At 63.0% G+C, this 16179-nt stretch carries 18 protein-coding genes and 1 tRNA gene; 9 read left to right on the top strand and 10 right to left on the bottom strand.

Features of this window, described 5'->3' with window-relative positions:
* Window positions 1-35 precede the first annotated feature (35 nt).
* From QZ634_RS06045 to QZ634_RS06035, 3 genes are read left to right on the top strand one after another with little or no spacing between them, the layout of a single operon-like run.
* Entirely contained in the window at window positions 36-404 is a 369-nt protein-coding gene (locus QZ634_RS06045) for a response regulator (protein ID WP_291986412.1), read from the top strand.
* Window positions 405-2600, top strand: a complete 2196-nt coding sequence (locus QZ634_RS06040) for an exonuclease domain-containing protein (RefSeq protein WP_291986409.1) — start codon at window positions 405-407, stop codon at window positions 2598-2600.
* Window positions 2581-4044, top strand: coding sequence for a DUF294 nucleotidyltransferase-like domain-containing protein (locus tag QZ634_RS06035; RefSeq protein ID WP_291986408.1), 1464 nt, complete (start codon window positions 2581-2583; stop codon window positions 4042-4044). The genes QZ634_RS06040 and QZ634_RS06035 overlap by 20 nt, the downstream gene beginning before the upstream one ends.
* Window positions 4045-4068: 24 nt before the next feature.
* On the opposite strand, the gene QZ634_RS06030 is transcribed toward QZ634_RS06035, so the two are convergent.
* The 3 genes from QZ634_RS06030 to QZ634_RS06020 all read right to left on the bottom strand — a co-directional run bounded on the left by QZ634_RS06030 (window position 4069) and on the right by QZ634_RS06020 (window position 5255).
* Complete coding sequence (locus QZ634_RS06030; protein ID WP_291986406.1) at window positions 4069-4494, bottom strand: thioesterase family protein; 426 nt, start codon at window positions 4492-4494, stop codon at window positions 4069-4071.
* 258 nt (window positions 4495-4752) lie between these two features.
* Window positions 4753-4932, bottom strand: coding sequence for a hypothetical protein (locus tag QZ634_RS06025; protein WP_291986404.1), 180 nt, complete (start codon window positions 4930-4932; stop codon window positions 4753-4755).
* 92 nt (window positions 4933-5024) lie between these two features.
* Window positions 5025-5255: a hypothetical protein gene (locus QZ634_RS06020; protein ID WP_291986402.1), complete on the bottom strand. Its 231-nt coding sequence runs from the start codon at window positions 5253-5255 to the stop codon at window positions 5025-5027.
* A gap of 123 nt (window positions 5256-5378) precedes the next feature.
* Between QZ634_RS06020 and gcvA the strand changes: the two genes are divergently transcribed.
* Window positions 5379-6341 carry a transcriptional regulator GcvA gene (gene gcvA, locus QZ634_RS06015; RefSeq protein WP_291986400.1) on the top strand — a complete coding sequence of 321 codons (963 nt, stop codon included), beginning with the start codon at window positions 5379-5381 and terminating at the stop codon, window positions 6339-6341.
* Window positions 6342-6456: 115 nt separating this feature from the next.
* On the opposite strand, the gene QZ634_RS06010 is transcribed toward gcvA, so the two are convergent.
* Window positions 6457-6954 (bottom strand): phasin family protein, encoded by a 498-nt coding sequence (locus QZ634_RS06010; RefSeq protein ID WP_291986399.1) that lies wholly within the window; start codon window positions 6952-6954, stop codon window positions 6457-6459.
* 237 nt (window positions 6955-7191) lie between these two features.
* Between QZ634_RS06010 and QZ634_RS06005 the strand changes: the two genes are divergently transcribed.
* A complete protein-coding gene (locus QZ634_RS06005) occupies window positions 7192-8589 on the top strand; it encodes a wax ester/triacylglycerol synthase family O-acyltransferase (RefSeq protein ID WP_291986396.1) in 1398 nt (465 codons plus the stop codon).
* 258 nt (window positions 8590-8847) lie between these two features.
* Here the strand turns inward: QZ634_RS06005 and QZ634_RS06000 are convergent, their stop codons facing one another.
* On the bottom strand, window positions 8848-9048 hold the full coding sequence (locus QZ634_RS06000) for a hypothetical protein (RefSeq protein ID WP_043564602.1): 201 nt from the start codon (window positions 9046-9048) through the stop codon (window positions 8848-8850).
* A 223-nt stretch (window positions 9049-9271) separates the two neighbouring features.
* On the opposite strand from QZ634_RS06000, the gene QZ634_RS05995 reads away from it, so the two are divergent.
* The 4 genes from QZ634_RS05995 (at window position 9272) to QZ634_RS05980 (ending at window position 12618) form a co-directional block, all read left to right on the top strand.
* A complete protein-coding gene (locus tag QZ634_RS05995) occupies window positions 9272-10603 on the top strand; it encodes a replication-associated recombination protein A (protein WP_291986395.1) in 1332 nt (443 codons plus the stop codon).
* Between the two features lie 108 nt (window positions 10604-10711).
* Window positions 10712-11995, top strand: coding sequence for a serine--tRNA ligase (gene serS, locus QZ634_RS05990; RefSeq protein WP_291986393.1), 1284 nt, complete (start codon window positions 10712-10714; stop codon window positions 11993-11995).
* Between the two features lie 102 nt (window positions 11996-12097).
* Window positions 12098-12187: transfer RNA gene (locus QZ634_RS05985), tRNA-Ser, on the top strand.
* A 218-nt stretch (window positions 12188-12405) separates the two neighbouring features.
* A complete protein-coding gene (locus QZ634_RS05980) occupies window positions 12406-12618 on the top strand; it encodes a hypothetical protein (protein WP_291986391.1) in 213 nt (70 codons plus the stop codon).
* 10 nt (window positions 12619-12628) lie between these two features.
* On the opposite strand, the gene QZ634_RS05975 is transcribed toward QZ634_RS05980, so the two are convergent.
* The 5 genes from QZ634_RS05975 to QZ634_RS05955 all read right to left on the bottom strand — a co-directional run bounded on the left by QZ634_RS05975 (window position 12629) and on the right by QZ634_RS05955 (window position 16178).
* A complete protein-coding gene (locus QZ634_RS05975) occupies window positions 12629-14740 on the bottom strand; it encodes a hypothetical protein (RefSeq protein WP_291986389.1) in 2112 nt (703 codons plus the stop codon).
* Window positions 14741-14826: 86 nt separating this feature from the next.
* Window positions 14827-15090: a hypothetical protein gene (locus tag QZ634_RS05970; protein ID WP_291986388.1), complete on the bottom strand. Its 264-nt coding sequence runs from the start codon at window positions 15088-15090 to the stop codon at window positions 14827-14829.
* Window positions 15091-15116: 26 nt separating this feature from the next.
* Window positions 15117-15416 carry a phage tail assembly chaperone family protein, TAC gene (locus QZ634_RS05965; protein WP_291986386.1) on the bottom strand — a complete coding sequence of 100 codons (300 nt, stop codon included), beginning with the start codon at window positions 15414-15416 and terminating at the stop codon, window positions 15117-15119.
* Window position 15417: 1 nt separating this feature from the next.
* Window positions 15418-15774, bottom strand: a complete 357-nt coding sequence (locus QZ634_RS05960; protein WP_291986384.1) for a DUF3168 domain-containing protein — start codon at window positions 15772-15774, stop codon at window positions 15418-15420.
* Window positions 15771-16178, bottom strand: coding sequence for an HK97-gp10 family putative phage morphogenesis protein (locus QZ634_RS05955; RefSeq protein WP_291986382.1), 408 nt, complete (start codon window positions 16176-16178; stop codon window positions 15771-15773). The genes QZ634_RS05960 and QZ634_RS05955 overlap by 4 nt, the downstream gene beginning before the upstream one ends.
* Between the last annotated feature and the right edge of the window lies 1 nt (window position 16179).

The raw sequence follows: 16179 nt of genomic DNA, 5'->3' as shown, positions 1-16179 counted from the left end.
TTCGTTTAGCGTTTTCATTCACGAGCGGAGTGTTGATGAGCAAGAAAATACTGATTGCCGACGACGAGCAAAACATTGTCATTTCGATCGAGTTCCTGCTGCGCCGGGAGGGTTTCGAGGTGCTGGTGGCCGGCGATGGGGAAGAAGCGCTGGCCAAGGTGCGCGCCGAAAAACCCGATCTCGTCCTGCTCGACGTGATGATGCCCAAGATGAACGGTTTCGACGTCTGCCAGGCATTGCGCGCCGACCCTGAGCTCAGCGCCACGCGCATCCTGATGTTGACCGCCAAGGGGCGGGACACCGAAGTCAGCAAGGGTCTCGGACTCGGTGCCGACGGTTACATGACCAAGCCCTTCTCGACCAAGGAGCTGCTCGCCGAGGTGCGCAAGCTCCTGGAGACCTAGGTGCAGCCCAGGCGCAAGCTGTACATGGCAGCGGCGTGTGCCGGCCTGTTTGTGCTTGCCGTGGTGGTTGCGACGGCGACCGTAATGTGGGCCACCGGGGCCGATGCGAGTGGCGGCGGCTGGTCGACCGAGGGCAGGATCTTCGCCCTCCTGATGCTTACGCTGGCGGCGAGTGGCGGCGCTTACCTGGTCATCGCCGCCTCGTACGAGCGCTACGTCAACGCGCCACTGCGCATGGCCGAGGACCTGGCGGCGATGACCGCCCACAGCGGCCTGCGCCTGGCCGAGCCGGCGACGCCCGAACTGCGCGCCCTCGGGCAGGCGGCAAATCAACTGCTCGCCGCACGCGACGCGCTGGAACGCGATGTCGCCGAGCGCGTGCGCGAGGCCCACGCGTCGCTTGAAGAGGAGCGCAGCCGTCTGGCCGCGCTGATGGCCGATCTCAGCCAGAGCGTCGTGGTCTGCAATCTGGATGGTCGCGTGCTGCTCTACAACCAGCGCGCGAAGCAGGAACTTTCTGCCGGGCCCGACGGCAGCCATGGCGAATTGCTGGGCCTTGGGCGTTCAATCTATACGGTATTCGATCGGGCGCTGCTCGAGCATGCGCTGGAACGTTTGCAGTCGGTGAGTCGCGACGAGGCGGGCGCCGATCGCAAGAAGCTGCTCGGCTCGGCGCAGTTTGTCACCGCCACCCGCGCCGGCCGCTTGATGCGCGCCCACATGTCGCCGGTGCTGGGCCGCGACGGGCAACCCGGGGCGCAGGTTGCCGGCCTTTCGATTACCGGTTTCGTGCTCGTTCTCGACGACGTGACGAGCACCAACGAGCGGCATGCCCGACGCGATGCGCTGATCCAGTCGCTGATCGAAGGCGGGCGCGGACCGTTGGGGAGCTTGCGCGCGGCGTCCGAAATGCTTTCCGACTTCTCGGACATGCAGCCGCAGCAGCGTGATCGCTTCCTCGGCGTGATCCGCGACGAGGCGAGTGCACTTTCTGACCAGTTCGAGAAAGCGGCGGCAGCCTTCTCAAACGATCTGCGCGAGCGCTGGCTGCTCGAGGAAATACTGGGCGCCGAGCTCGTCGAAGTGGCTGCCCGGCGGATTGCCGAGCGCGGCAATGGCGGGCAGCGCAAGCTGGCGGTCAAGCCCGAGAATATCGATGAAGGCCTTTGGCTGCGCGTCGACAGTTTCGGACTTCTGCAAGCCCTGAGCTATCTGGCGCTGCGCCTGCAGGACGAGTACGAGGTGCGCGAAGTGCGCCTGTCGCTGAAGCGCAGCGGTCACCTGGCACAGCTCGATCTGTACTGGATGGGGACCTTCCTGAACAATGAATCGGCGATGGTCTGGCTGCAGGACCCGATGAACATCGGCGGCGAAAACTCGCCACTGAGCGTCGTTGACGTCATCGAACGCTGCAACGGCGAGATCTGGTTTCAGCGCGAGCGCGTCTCGCATCGGGCTTTCTTCCGCACCATGCTACCGGCGGCCGAGGGGCCCAGCGACCGGCCGCAGACGATCCTTTCCGCGGCCGAAGGCGAACGCCCGGAATTCTACGACTTCGATATCTTTCGCTGGTCGGCAGGCAGCCACGAGCTCGACGATCGGCCGCTCGCCGAGCTCTCGTACACCGTTTTCGATACCGAAACGACCGGTCTGGAGCCGTCCGCCGGCGACGAGATCATCCAGATCGGTGCGACGCGCATCGTCAATCGTCGCTTGCTCCGTCACGAGTACTTCGATCAGCTGGTTGACCCGAAGCGCCCGCTGTCGCAGCAATCAGTGAAGGTTCACGGCATCACCCGCGAACTGCTCAGCGGACAGCCGGTGATCACGACGGTCCTGCCGACCTTCCACGCTTTTTGTGCGGACACCGTTCTGGTTGGTCACAACGCCGCCTTCGACATGCGTTTCCTGCAGATGAAGGAGCGCCAGACCGGGCTGCGCTTCGATCATCCGGTCCTCGATACCTTGCTGCTTTCGGCGGTTCTGCAGCCCAACCAGAATACGCACCGCCTGGAGGCTATCGCCGAGCGCCTCGGGGTCTCGGTTTTCGGACGCCATACGGCGCTTGGCGATGCGATGGTCACCGGGGAAGTCTTTCTGAAGATGTTGCCTCTGCTCGCCGAAATGGGGATCACGACGCTGCGGCAGGCGCGCGAAGCCAGTGAGAGAACCTACCATGCCCGACTCCGATATTGAGCACAGCGCACGCGTAACCCCCTTCTCGCCCTATGTCGGGCTGCGCCATCTGGTGCGCGGCTTGCCGTTGATGGTCGGACCATCGACCAGTGTGCGCGAGACGCTGCAACTGCTCGACAGAACGCATGGCGATGCGGTGGTGGTGGTCGACGAAGGCAGCCGGGTACCGCTGGGCATCATCACCCTGCACGACGTCGTGCGCCGTGTGGCCATCGAAGCCTGTGACCTGCAGGCGCCGATCGCGGCGGTGATGACCAGCGGCCTGATTACCATGCCGGCCAACAGTACGGCGCACCAGGCCAGTGTGGTGATGGTGCGGCGTGGCGTGCACCATCTCGTGCTCACCGAAGCGGATGGCAGCTACTTCAACGTCGTTTCGCAGACCGATCTGTATACCCTGCCGGGTGCGCAGAGCACCGATCTCGTCAAAGCGATCCTCGCCGCGCGCGATCTGCCGACATTGGTCCACCTGGCCGTCGAGATCCGCGCACTGGTCGGCCGCCTGGTCGCCGAGCGCGTCAGCGCCGACGCGCTCTGCAACCGCCTCTCGTCACTCAACGATCTGCTCACCCTGCAGGTCATCGAGCTGGTCGCCGGCCAGTTCGAGCTGCCCTACGTTCAGTGGTGCTGGCTGGTGTTCGGTTCCGAAGGGAGGCTGGAGCAGACCCTGGCCACCGACCAGGACAATGGCCTGATCTTCGCCGCCGACTCGGACGAGCACGCGGCGCAGCTGCGCAACGCTTTCCTGCCTTTTGCCCGCGCCGTGAACGAGGCGCTCGACGCCTGCGGTTTTCCGCTGTGCAAGGGCGAGATCATGGCCAGCAATCCGCAGTGGTGTCTTTCTGCCAGCGAATGGCGAGCCGCGTTTTCGGGCTGGCTGGAAAGCCCGCAACCGGAAGCCTTGCTCAATGCGAGCATCTTTTTCGATCTGCGCGGCCTGTATGGGCAGGAGTCGCTGGCCGACGACCTGCGCAGCTGGCTTCTGGAGCGTGCGCACAGCTACCCGATTTTCCTGCGTGCGATGGTCGAGAACACGCTCAACTGGGAGTCGCCGCTGAGCTGGTGGAAGGGATTTCGCACCGATCTCGACAAGGAGTTCCCGCACACCATCGATCTCAAGAAGCACGGTTCCCGCCCCTTCGTCGACGCCGCACGGGTCTACGCCCTGGCCCGGCAGATACCGGATACGAATACTATCGAGCGGCTGCGCGTGACCGGTGAACAGACCGGTGTTGGCGCCTACGACATGGCGGCGCTGATCGACGCTTTTCAGCATATCCAGCGTCTTCGCCTGCAACGGCAGGCGAGCAGCGCGGCGGACGCCATCTCCAACCGTGTCGATCCCGACGAACTGCATGAACTGGATCGCCTGATCCTGAAGGAAGCGCTGAGACAGATAGGCTATCTGCAGAAGCGTCTGGTACGCGAGTACGCCCCGGCATAGACGAGCTGGGGCGCCGGCGAGCGTTCAGCCGCCGGCGCGGGTGCGGAAGCTGGCCGGTACGGGCGCCACTTTGCGTGCTGCATAGTCGAAGAAGACGATGCCCGTCTTGCCGCGCGCGACTTCACGCTGGCTGAGCTTCTCGTGCATGCGCCAGGGCAGGTCGCAGCCCTTGCCGGAAAAATCGCTGGCCGCCATGCCGACGACCATCACTTCCCCGTGAAAGGCCTCGGACCTGTACTGCACGGCCGCGTCGGCGATGACGATGCCGACACCCTCGACGTTCAGCTCGGTATAGCCCAGGCTCATGAAAAACCGCGCGCGCGCCTCTGAAACAAGCGACAGCAGCAAGGCATTGTCGAGGTGTCCGGCATAGTTCATGTGGCTGAGATAGAGCGTCATCTCGGTCGAGTAGGCGAAATGCTCGGGGAGGTCGATCTGGATTCTGGGCATCCTGGGGTCCGTGGCGGCTGGCTGTATCCGGAGGGGATCGTACGTCACGCGCCACGTCCTGTCACGGCCCGCACGTCATTGCGAGGAGGGTAGCGCTATGGAGCGGGCGAAATCCGGTCGCCAGGCGGGTTTCACGCTGCTGTCGGGGTCGCTGAAAGTCGCATCAAGAATGCAGGGCTACACACGCGCCGCACTCCCCTCGACTCTCGTGGGCGAGGGGACAGGGGGACGGGGGAGAGGGGGCCAGCTGGGTCAGCTTCAGAGGCCGCTCTTGGCATCCACCAGCAGGGTCCGTACAAACCGCTCGAAGCCTCTGGCTGCGAAATCAAGCACCTTGCCGGGGAAGGCGGTGAAGAGTTCGCGAATCGCGGCGTTGCGCTCGCGATGAGCACGCTCCGTGATCATGGTCATCTGCTCGTAGCTGAGGGGGGTTTTCATTTTGCCTTGTGTTCCTGTACTGTCGTGAAGTGCTGAGAGTCTGCTTCAAGAGCACTGTAAGCAGTGCTCTGTGCTTGCTCGGTGGCCGAAGATCAAACGAAGGCCGAGGTGTCGAAAGTGTTCGGGCGGCTGCCTTCGCTGCTCAGGTGGTATCCGTTCTGCTTCTCTGCTGTTGCTCGCCGGGTGTTCGGGCTGCCTTTTTCCATCCAGTCGAGCACCTTGTGCATGGCGGTGGCGATTGCTCTGCCAGCGGCGATGCTGCGTTCCTTGCGGGCACGCTCGATCAGCATTGAGATCTGGTCATGGTTGAGGTCGGTTTTCATTTGGGTTTCCTTCTGTCCTTGCGTTGTTCCCGGTTCTCCGAGAGTTCGCCGTCACTGTATTTGTTGGCCGCCGCGCCGGCAAACGATCAAATGTCAGCCGATGCATGAGAATATCTCATTCATATGACTTACCGTCTGCCTCCCCTGAGTTCACTGCGCGCTTTCGAAGCGGCTGCCCGCCACCTCAGCTTCAAGGACGCCGCTGCCGAGCTTTCGGTGACGCCAACGGCGATCAGCCACCAGATCCGTGGCCTCGAGGAATACCTGGACTTTCCGCTCTTCAAGCGGCTTACGCGTGCCCTGGAACTGACGCGCGAAGGTCGGGTCATGCTTCCCAAGGTGCGCGAGGGGCTGGAGTGTTTCGCTGCCGCCATCGAGAGCACGCGCCAGGTCGTCTTCGGTGGGCGCCTGGTGGTGACCTCACCGCCGGCTTTCGCCGCGCGCTGGCTGATTCGTCGTCTGCCCGATTTCACAGCCGCGCATCCCGAGATCCGACTGCGCATGGCCACTTCGCTCGACACCATCGATAGCGTCGACGCAGCACATGTCTCGGGCCTCGCGCGCGTCGATGTCCGCGACGACAAGACCGAGACCTTTATCCGCTACGGTAGTGGGCACTACGACGGCTGCCGCGTCGACCGGCTCTTTGCGCCTGCGTATACGGCCGTCTGCAGCCCGCTCCTGCTGAAAGGAATGCGGCCCCTGAACGTGCCGGCCGATCTTCGCCGTCACAATCTTCTCCACAACCAGGCCGACTCGGGCACTGACCAGCACGACCTCGCGACCTGGGACCAGTGGCTGCAGGTGGCCGGCGTCACCGGCATCGATGCCGATGGCGGCACCCAGATCAGCGATCCGGGGCTGCTCCTCTCGGCGGCCATCGACGGCGTTGGCGTTGCTCTGGCGTCGAAACAGCTGATCGAGGGCGAAGTGGCTGCCGGTCGTCTGGCCATGCCTTTCGACATCGTCATCCGCCCGGCGCAGGCCTATTACCTGGTCGTTCCTGAAGCCGTCGCCGAGCGTACGGTGGTCAGCGCCTTTCGCAAGTGGTTGCTCGCCGAGGCCGCTAAGGTGCGCGAGGGGTAGCGCAACGCCAGCGGCGTAGCCGCTGGCGTCGTTTCGCTTTCGGCGCTGCCGGAATGCTGCGCAGCGACGTTGCGAGGACTTGCCGGCCCAGCGGGCAGCCGCCGGACGTTGGTGCTCAGGAAGCGCCGAGCATGGTCGCTGCGTCTTCGCTGACCGGCGCTGACCCGGCCGCCGGCCTGACGGCTGGCTTGGCGCTTGCTTTGGCGACGCTTTTGCTCACCGCCGGCGCGTCATCGCTGCGGGTCAGCTTGCGCACCTCGGTGGTCAGCTGGCCAAGGCGAGCGGCGAGATGCTGGACATCGCGCTTGCTGGCCAGAACCATGAAGTTCAGTGGCTGCAGCAAGCGATCCCTGAACAGCCGTTCGCCACGATCAAAGCTCTCGTTGGCCGTGCTCACCAGTTCAGCCGAGGTTTGCTTGATCTGCCGCCGTGCTTTCGGGCGCAGGGCCTTGCCTTCCTCGACCAGCGTTGCAAACGCCCGGGCGCTGGTCCTGCTGGCCAGCGAGTAGGCGCCAAGGCCACACAGCCACAACTTGCGCACCGATTCCTGAGCGCCGGCAAGAAATTGCTCGTTGCCAGGGCGATCGACCAATGTCGTCTGTCTCTTGCTCATTTCGTTTCTCCTTTGTCCGACGGGACGTGAAATTTCCTGCAACTGCCAGTGCAGCTGACAAAAGCGAGTCTAGCGACGATCGCTAGAGGGCACACACTAAATACCTGGGTGTTTTCCTCTAAAGTGGCGGCTGTTCGATGTTGTATCCTTGCCGCTTGCAGGCGCCGAAGGTGGCCATCGGGGCCGCCGCCCATTGGTGTCTCGGCGCAGAGCACACGAAGGAAGAAGAGTGCCTCGATGAACAAACTGTCATTGCTCGATCTCGCCTTCTTCGTCGCCGAATCGGCGGCCAGCCCGAAACATGTCGGCGGCTTGATGATCTACAAGCGGCCCGCCAGGTCGCCGGCCAGCTTTGTCGCGGATCTGTACCGGGAGCTGCTCAGCTGCAGCGACGTCCAGGCGCCGTTCAACCGCATCATCCACTTCTCGCTTACCGGCATGCCGACCTGGCGGGAGAGCGACGCCGTCGACCTCGATCAACACCTCTTCCAACACCGGCTGCGGCGCGGCCACAATGGCCGGCCGGAACTCTATCGGCTGGTTTCCGAGCTGCATCAACCGATGCTCGACCGTTCGCGACCGCTATGGGAAGTGCACCTTATCGACGGCCTGAGCGAACGGCGTTTTGCCATCTACGTCAAGATGCATCATGCGAGCGCCGATGGCGTGACGATGGTGCGCTGGGCCGCCGATTCGCTGGCCTCGACGGCGAGCGATCTTGAACTGCGGCCGCTGTGGTCGGTTCGCCACGCTACCGCCGACAGCAAGCGGAATCGGCTCAAGGCGAAGGTGACGCAGTCCCTGCTTGGCGACCTCGCGGGTGCCGGCCAGCGCTTGCTGGGAATCGCTCGCCTGGCCGCGATGCTCGCGCTGGAAGGCGCCAAGCTGACCAAGAACGCCATTTCACTGCCTTTTGTCGCCGACGGCAACACGCCGCTGACCGGGCAGGTGACCGCCGGTCGGCAGTTTGCGACGGCCAGCGTGACCATGGTGCGTGTCAAGGAGGTCTGCGCCCGGACGCGTTCGACGCTGAACCATGTCGCCCTGACCTGTCTCGATGGCGCTTTGCACCGCTATCTGCACGATGAAGGCGTTGCGCTGGCCAGGTCGATCACCATCCAGATGCCGGTCAACCTGCGCAAGGTCGGCGAACACGGCACCGGCAACAAGATCGGCATCATCCCGGTCGAATTGTCGGCGCCCACCGACGACCCCTATGTGCGCCTGCGCAATATCGGTTTTTCCCTGCGCAATGTGCGCTCGATGATCGACAGCGTCGCACCCGACGCGATCGAGTCCTACACGCTGATCACCGGCGTCGTTGCGCAGCTCGCCGAGATGCTGGGGCTCAGCGAACGGCTGCCGCCGATCGGCAATACGCTGGTCTCCAATATTCCCGGGCCGCCCGAGTTCCTGTACCTCAAAGGCGCCCGAATGGAGGAACTGCACCCGATCAGCACGCTACCAGCCGGAAATCTCCTCAACATCACCCTGTTCAGCTACGCCGGCCAGCTAGTCTTCGGCCTGATTGCCAGCGACGAACTGCCCAACCTCGAGCGCCTGGGTCTGTACGTGGGCGAAGCATTCAGCGAGCTCGAACAATCGGTTTTCGACGCCCACCAGCCTGTTTCCTGACCAAGCGCCGAGCCCGGTGCACTACAGTTTGGCTCCCGGCTATTCGCCGGCGGGCGGGCAGCGGCGCCGCATCCTTGCCGCCGGTTGACGCGTCGCTGCCTGAAATCCGGGCAAAAAAAGACCGGGCATTGCACCCGGTCAAATGCTCGGCTTTCATCTTGCGGGAGGGTCAGTTGCGGCCCTCAGCACGCCCTTGCTACAGCGCAGCAGCAAGGTCTAGCGCGATTCCGAGCATGACACCAGCGACGTGGTGTCACTTCACCCACTGGAAGAAATACGTAAGAATAAGGAAGCCTGTTTGCCCAGGACCGCCAGTTCCGCCTCGAACTCTTCGAAGGGCATGTCCGTGAGTTCCGGTAAGCGTCGCTCGGCCTTGTGACGGCGTTCTGGCGTTTTCCCGGGCGGACCGATATCGTGCTTGCGGCGGTCTGCTTTGCTGCGTGTTTTCTGTTCGCTCATCCGATGCATCCCTGCTTTGCGTGCTCTGGAAGTGATGGACGAAAGATAGCGTTGGCTGGCCACCCGCTCCGTGAGTAATTTCACGGCATCGATGAATCAGTGCTATCGGGTTGCCGCGCGGCCGCCGCGAGCGTGATCCGGAAAAGCTGCTAGCATGCGTTGGTCGTCGGCATGGGCGTTGCCCGCACGCCGACGCACGCCCGCGACCGACGTGAAAAGAGAAATGAACGACCTGTTTGCCGAGAAGCGTTCCGACGCACCGCTGGCCGAGCGTCTGCGTCCACGCAGCCTGTCCGAGGTCATCGGACAGGCGCATCTGCTCGCCGCCGGCAAGCCGCTGGAGATGGCCTTTCGTTCCGGGCAATTGCACAGCATGATCCTCTGGGGCCCGCCCGGGGTCGGCAAGACGACGCTGGCGCGGCTGATGGCCGACGCCTTCGACGCCGACTTCATCGCACTCTCGGCGGTCTTCTCGGGGGTCAAGGAGATTCGCGAGGCCGTCGCCCGCGCCGAGCTGACGCGCGCGCACAACGGCCGGCGCACGATTCTCTTCGTCGATGAAGTGCATCGCTTCAACAAGGCACAGCAGGACGCTTTCCTGCCCTATGTCGAAGGCGGGCTGCTGACCTTTGTCGGTGCCACGACCGAGAACCCGTCCTTCGAAGTCAACTCGGCGCTCCTCTCACGCGCCGCCGTCTATGTGCTGCAGCTCCTCTCCAGCGAGGAGATCGGGCAACTCCTCGAACGCGCCCGCGCGCAGGTGCTGCCCGAGCACAGTTTCGACGAAGACGCCCGCGCGCGTATGATCGGCCTCGCCGACGGCGACGCGCGACGCCTGCTCAACCACCTCGAACAGCTCGCCACCGCCGCCTCGACGGCCGGCGTGACGACGATCGACGGCGCTTTCGTCGACACCACCATGGCCCAGAACCTGCGGCGTTTCGACAAGGGCGGCGACGCTTTCTACGACCAGATTTCGGCGTTGCACAAGGCGGTGCGCGGTTCATCTCCCGACGCCGCGCTGTACTGGTTCTGCCGCATGCTCGACGGCGGCGCCGACCCGCGCTACCTGGCGCGCCGCGTCGTGCGCATGGCCTGGGAAGACATCGGCCTGGCCGACCCGCGCGCGGCACGCATTGCCCTCGACGCCGCCGAGACTTTCGAACGCCTGGGCTCGCCGGAAGGCGAGCTGGCGCTTGCCGAAGCGGTGCTCTACCTGGCCATGGCCGCCAAGTCGAACGCCGCCTACCTCGCGTATAATGCGGCGCGGAGTTTCATCGCCGCAGACGCTTCGCGGCCGGTACCGGTTCACCTGCGCAACGCGCCGACGCGGCTGATGAAGACGCTCGGCTACGGCAAGGACTACCGCTACGCGCACGACCAGGCCGACGCCTACGCCGCCGGCGAGAACTATTTCCCGGAAGGCATGCCGGTCGTCGAGTGGTACCGACCGGTCGAGCGTGGGCTTGAAATCCGGATCGGTGAAAAGCTTGCGCAGTTGCGCGCGCTCGATCGCCGGGCGAAGGAAAAGAGAGACGACACCGACCAGGCCTAGCGGCCGACCACAACATCATTTCGCTCGCGCGCAGCCGTTCCGGCGACCTGCGCGAGCAGCGGAAGAGGGCGGAAGCGCGCAGCGCGATCGCCAAGCTGAGGACTGAGCATGCTCGACATCCAACACCTGCGCAGCGACATCGACGCCCTCGCCGAGCGCCTGGCAACGCGCGGTTTCGTGCTCGACAAGACGACTTTCCAGAGCCTCGAAAGCGAGCGCAAGACGCTGCAGACCCGTACCCAGGACCTGCAGGCCAGCCGCAACAGCCTCTCCAAACAGGTTGGCATGCTCAAGGGCCGCGGCGAAGACGCCGCGCCGGTGATGGCCCAGGTGGCGGCGCTGAAGAGCGAACTGGAAGCCAACGAGCTTCGTCTCGGCGACCTGCTCCAGGAACTCGACGCCTTCCTGGCCGTGCTCCCCAACCTGCCGGACGAGAGCGTGCCGATCGGCAAATCGGAAGCCGACAACGTCGAAGTCAGGAGCTGGGGGGCGCCGCGCGCCTTTGACTTTGCCGTCAAGGATCACGTCGATCTCGGCGAAGCGCTCGGCCAGCTCGATTTCGCCACCGCGGCGAAGATCGCCGGCACGCGCTTTTCATTGCTGCGCGGGCAACTGGCGCGCCTGCATCGTGCGCTTGCCCAGTTCATGCTCGACACGCATACCGTCGAGCATGGGTATACCGAGGTGTACGCGCCGTATCTGGTCAACGCCGCCAGCCTGCACGGTACCGGACAGTTGCCGAAATTCGAGGAAGACCTGTTCAAGATCATGCGCGCCGACGCCGAGCCGCTGTATCTGATCCCGACCGCCGAAGTGCCGGTGACGAACATCGTTCGCGGCGAGATTCTCTCCGCCGACGCGCTGCCGCTCAAACTCGTCTGCCATACGCCGTGTTTTCGCTCCGAAGCCGGATCGTACGGTCGCGATACGCGCGGCATGATCCGCCAGCACCAGTTCGACAAGGTCGAGCTGGTGCAGATCGTCGCTCCCGAAGCCTCGCTGGCGGCGCACGAAGAACTCACCGGCCACGCCGAAACCATCCTCGAAATGCTCGAACTGCCGTACCGGCGCGTCACCCTGTGTAGCGGCGACATGGGCTTCTCGGCGACCAAGACCTACGATCTGGAAGTCTGGTTGCCGGCGCAGAACGCCTATCGCGAGATCTCGTCGTGCTCCAACTTCGGCGCCTTCCAGGCCCGCCGCATGCAGGCACGCTACCGCAACGAGCGCAACCGGACGGAACTGGTGCATACCCTCAACGGCTCGGGCCTGGCCGTCGGACGGACGCTGGTGGCGATCATGGAAAACTTCCAGCACCCCGACGGCAGCATCAGCGTCCCCGCCGTCCTGCGTCCCTACATGGGGGGGCTGGAGCGCATCGGCGATTCGTGAGCAGGCCGCATGGAGAGCGCCGACAGCGCGCTTCGGGCAGCGCGAAGAATATTGCCGCCGGCGCATCATGCGGCGCTTCTTGTGCTAACATTGCGCCCCGTCGGAGAGGTGGCAGAGTGGCCGAATGTACCTGACTCGAAATCAGGCGTAGGTGTGAGCCTACCGAGGGTTCGAATCCCTCCCTCTCCGCCAGTAGGCTAGCAGTAGCAAGGCTTACAGCCTAGTCAAAAAAAGATGTATGCCTAAAAGTAGGCCTGCTGTGTTTTGGTGGCAGCGGGCAAGGGGCACGGCCTTGGTTACGTCACCGCGTGACCAGGGACCTGACCGCCATTCACCAGGCCCTGCGCATGAACCCCCGTATGCCTGTGGTCTGATGTAAAGTGACCCTCCTTTCACTAGGGATGGTCACAATGAAAACAACAAGCCTGATTCTCCTACTCGCGCTGGCCGGCTGTGTGGCACAGCCCCAGTACCCCGACTCACCAAAACTGCGGCAATGCAAGTTCGAGGCAACGAAAGCCACGGCCGGTAAGAACTTCTACGGTGGCACCGGGGTGATTGGAGGGGCCTACTCGGAACAACTGGCCTACCGCAACATTCTGGAAGCCTGTATGGCGCAGTGATCGCAACCTCTTATGCGTAGCGCCGTGCACCACGGAATGCGGCCAGACCCTCGCGGGCACCTTGGGCGGCCGACCGGCGCACGTCCGGCGCATTGCTGTTGCCGTTGACGTTGACAGTGATGTTGATAGCTTGCGCTTCACCAGACGCCTTCACACCCAACCGGCCAGCGCTGTCCCGCGACAAGGGCATGACAGCTTCAGGGCCAGCCTCACCCATCAGGCCGGCGCCATTGGCGAAGGCGAACAGCCGGGGAGTGGTGACCACCTGCCCGGAATACTGCGACAGGCTCGGCGAGCGATAGACTCCACCATCAGCGTTGGGGATAAGCTTGGTCAGCCCGCTTAGCCAACCAGTACCTAGACCACCTTTGCTCAAGTCGCCGAACAGCCCGCTTAGCCAACCAGTACCTAGACCACCTTTGCTCAAGTCGCCGAACAGCCGCTTGCCGAGATCGGCAGCGGCCGCCTCGGCAATCATCCGCTTGATGGTGTTGCCAAAGCTCTTGAGCATGCCGCTCATGCCGTCCTTGAACGGGTCGAAGAGGAAGTCGGCGAAGGCGCTCTGCATGTTCGTGGCAGCCGACTTGGCGAACTCGTCCATCACGTCGCCGGTTTCATTCGCCTTGTTGGCCATATCGATGAAGCCCTCGCCAGCTTGCGAAGCGGCCCTGCCGAAGGTGTCCATGCTGATGGCGCCTGCGTTGAGCAAGTCGAGCAGTTTAGCAATCTCGGCGTCTAGCGCTTCAACCGGCGTGCGCACTGACTCGAACACGCGCTGCCCTTCAGCAAACACTGCCAGGCGCTGCCGCTGTACGTCGGATTCTTCCTCGGCAGCAATCTTGCTGGCCTTGATGGCGTCCAGCGTCTCGGCGTAGCTGCGGGCCAGCGTGAGATTGCCGGCTGTGGCGGTCCTGTACTTGCCGTCTGCGATGGCGAGTTCCAGCTTTTCTACCTCGCTGAGTTCCTGCGTGGCGCGTACCTGGTCACGGAGTTGATCGACCAGGCGCTGACCATCGTCAATCGCTTTGGCGGTGCGGTTGCCGCCTGTCTTCGGCTTTGGCTTCTCATTCTCGGCAGGCAGGATGCCGGGGCCTTGTGGTTGGCCTTCGTCACCAGGCATGGCCTTTAGCCTGTCGCCATACTTCTTCAGCGATTCAAGTTGGTTTTTGGTTATTTCGATTTGCTTGTCGAATTCGCCCTTCTTGCCATATACCCACTCATTGAGCAGCCCTCCGTCGGCGCCGTCGGCCCGCTTGGCTTTCTGTTGAAGCCCTTTCAGCGTTGCTTCAAGTTCTTTGACTTGCCCTTGGTACGAGAGATCCACAGAGCCCAGCGCCACGTCAAAGGGGATCTTGGCCAGGGCGCCAAGTGCGATGAATACGGCCTCCAGGCCCCGGCCCTTTTCAGCAGCCTGCTGCATGCGGCCGGCTGCCTCATCAAGCGAGGGTATCAGGGGGTTAATCAGCGAGCGTGACGCACCTATGACATTTGTCTGAATGCGCGTAAGGCTGTCGTTGAAGCGCTCTGCAGCCTTCGACGTGGTGGTGTCGATCACGATGCCCAGGCGCTCAGCCTCGTCACCAGCCTCCTTGAGGCCATCCGCGCCGCCTTTCAGCAGGGGCAACAGCTTGTCGAACGAACGGCCGAGAACGTCATTCAGCGCGCTGGCGATGCGCGTTTGATCTGTCGTGTTCTTGACGCGTTCAGCAATTTTGCTGAACGCCTCGCCCAGCGTATCGCCTGCCTTGACGCCGAACCGTGCCAGCGCAGCCGTTGCTTCTTTGGATCCGTCCGCAGCCTCGCCCATGACCTTGTTGAGGCGACCCAGGCTTTGCTGCAGATCCTCGGTGCTGGCATCTGCCAGGCTGCCGGCATATTGCAACTTCGACAGGTTCTCGACCGACTCACCAGTGCGTGCTGACAGCTTGGCCAGGGCGTCGGCGGCGTCGATAGAGCCCTTGATCATGCCCGCGAAGGTGGATGCACCAAGCACTGCTGCAAGCCCGCCTGCGACCCCCTTCACGATGTTGCCGAAGGCCAACTCTATGCCCTTGGCACGCTCTTGGGCGAGTCGTTCCATCTTTTTGGTTTGGGCGTCGGCTACACGGGCAGCCTTGTCCATGCCGGATTCGAAGCCCCCCGTTTGAACGATCAGGTCAAGTGACAATGTGCCGAGGCTTTTAGTCCCCATAGTTTTTCTCTAGCCCTTCAACGCTCAAAATGCGCGATGATGTAATTCATGAATTGGTCAGCACTCACCTCCCTGCCAGGCAGGCCGGGCAGGAAGTCATGTAGTTCTGCCTTGCCGCCCGCGGCATGGTTGGTCATGGTCGCGATGCAGCCTAGCAGGTAGGTCATGCGTGACGCACCGACGCCGCCATGCTTCGCTCGGTAAGCAAACCACTGCAGCGCTTCCCTGTACGTCATCCGCTGCTTCAGTTCCTGAACGGTCCCGCCCAAGGTCATGGCCATTTCCAGCCATAGCTCGTCGGCGGGCGTCAGTTTTTTGGGTCGCCCCCCGCGTTCACCAGGTTGATTGCTTCGAGCAGCTTGGTCGCCAGCGAGACATTGAGGCGTTCAGCGTCGGCCGCGGCCAGGGGTGTTTTATCGTCACCCAGCAGGACGGATGCTGCGATCAGGGCCACGGTCGAGTTCTCAGCCGAGGTCAGGCGCTCAACGTCACCAAACGACAGTTGGCGAATATAGACGTCGAAGTCGTTACCCTTCCAGGCGACGGGCACCTTGACCGGTTCGAGGGGAATGAAGCCGCCAGCGGTGCGAAGTTGTTCGAGGTTCATGTCATATATCCTTTGCGAATGAGCAGTGCAGAAGTGTCCGGTAGAGGTTCGATTCCTCATCCCAGGTGTTGGAATAGAAGGTGATGGTGCTTGACATGTCTATGGCGCGCCTGATAGCCCGACTGACCTCACGGGCTTCCGATGCGGACGAGGCCCATACGTCGATCTGGGCTTTGACCATGTCAGTGCTTGGCGCACCCTCAACCACGTTGAATGGCGTGCCCTGTATCTCTTGCCAGGTGGCGTATGGCACGTCCTCAAGCGTTGGCGCGGTACCAAACTCAAAAAACCTGGTGAATGGGGATCCCAGGAGGGCCGTGCAGGTGGGGTCAGTGCTTACGAGCGAGAACAGGTTCATCCGAAGATCTTCTTTCTCAGTTCTTCAGCAACCGTGTCGAGAACTTCCTGAGCGTTTGCCTCAAGGGCCGGACCCATGAATGGGCGCGCTGGAAGTGACTTCGTGCCGAACTCATGCATGCGCCAGTAGAATGGTGTCTCAGGGTTCTTCTTGGCCCCGCCCTTGATGCCGACTCTCGCGTAGAGGGTGCTGCCCTTCCAATTGGTGAACAGGGCCGTGGATGACTTGATGCGGACAGCATCCGGCTCCGTCAGATCCTCAGGGGCGTTGGCCTGGACTTGCGCACGGACAGGTGCCATGGCTTTGCGTGCAGCTTGGCGCACGGCTGTCTTGCCTGCCTTCGCGCTCATTTCCTTCAGGCGCTGGTTCAGCGATTCCAGGTCGGCTTTGTTGACGGTCAACATG

Origin of the sequence: Candidatus Accumulibacter sp. ACC007 (genome assembly GCF_907163205.1) — a bacterium.
Classification (GTDB): domain Bacteria; phylum Pseudomonadota; class Gammaproteobacteria; order Burkholderiales; family Rhodocyclaceae; genus Accumulibacter; species Accumulibacter regalis.
The sequence above is the reverse complement of the archived record's forward strand: the minus strand, read 5'-3'. Positions and strand labels throughout refer to the sequence as shown.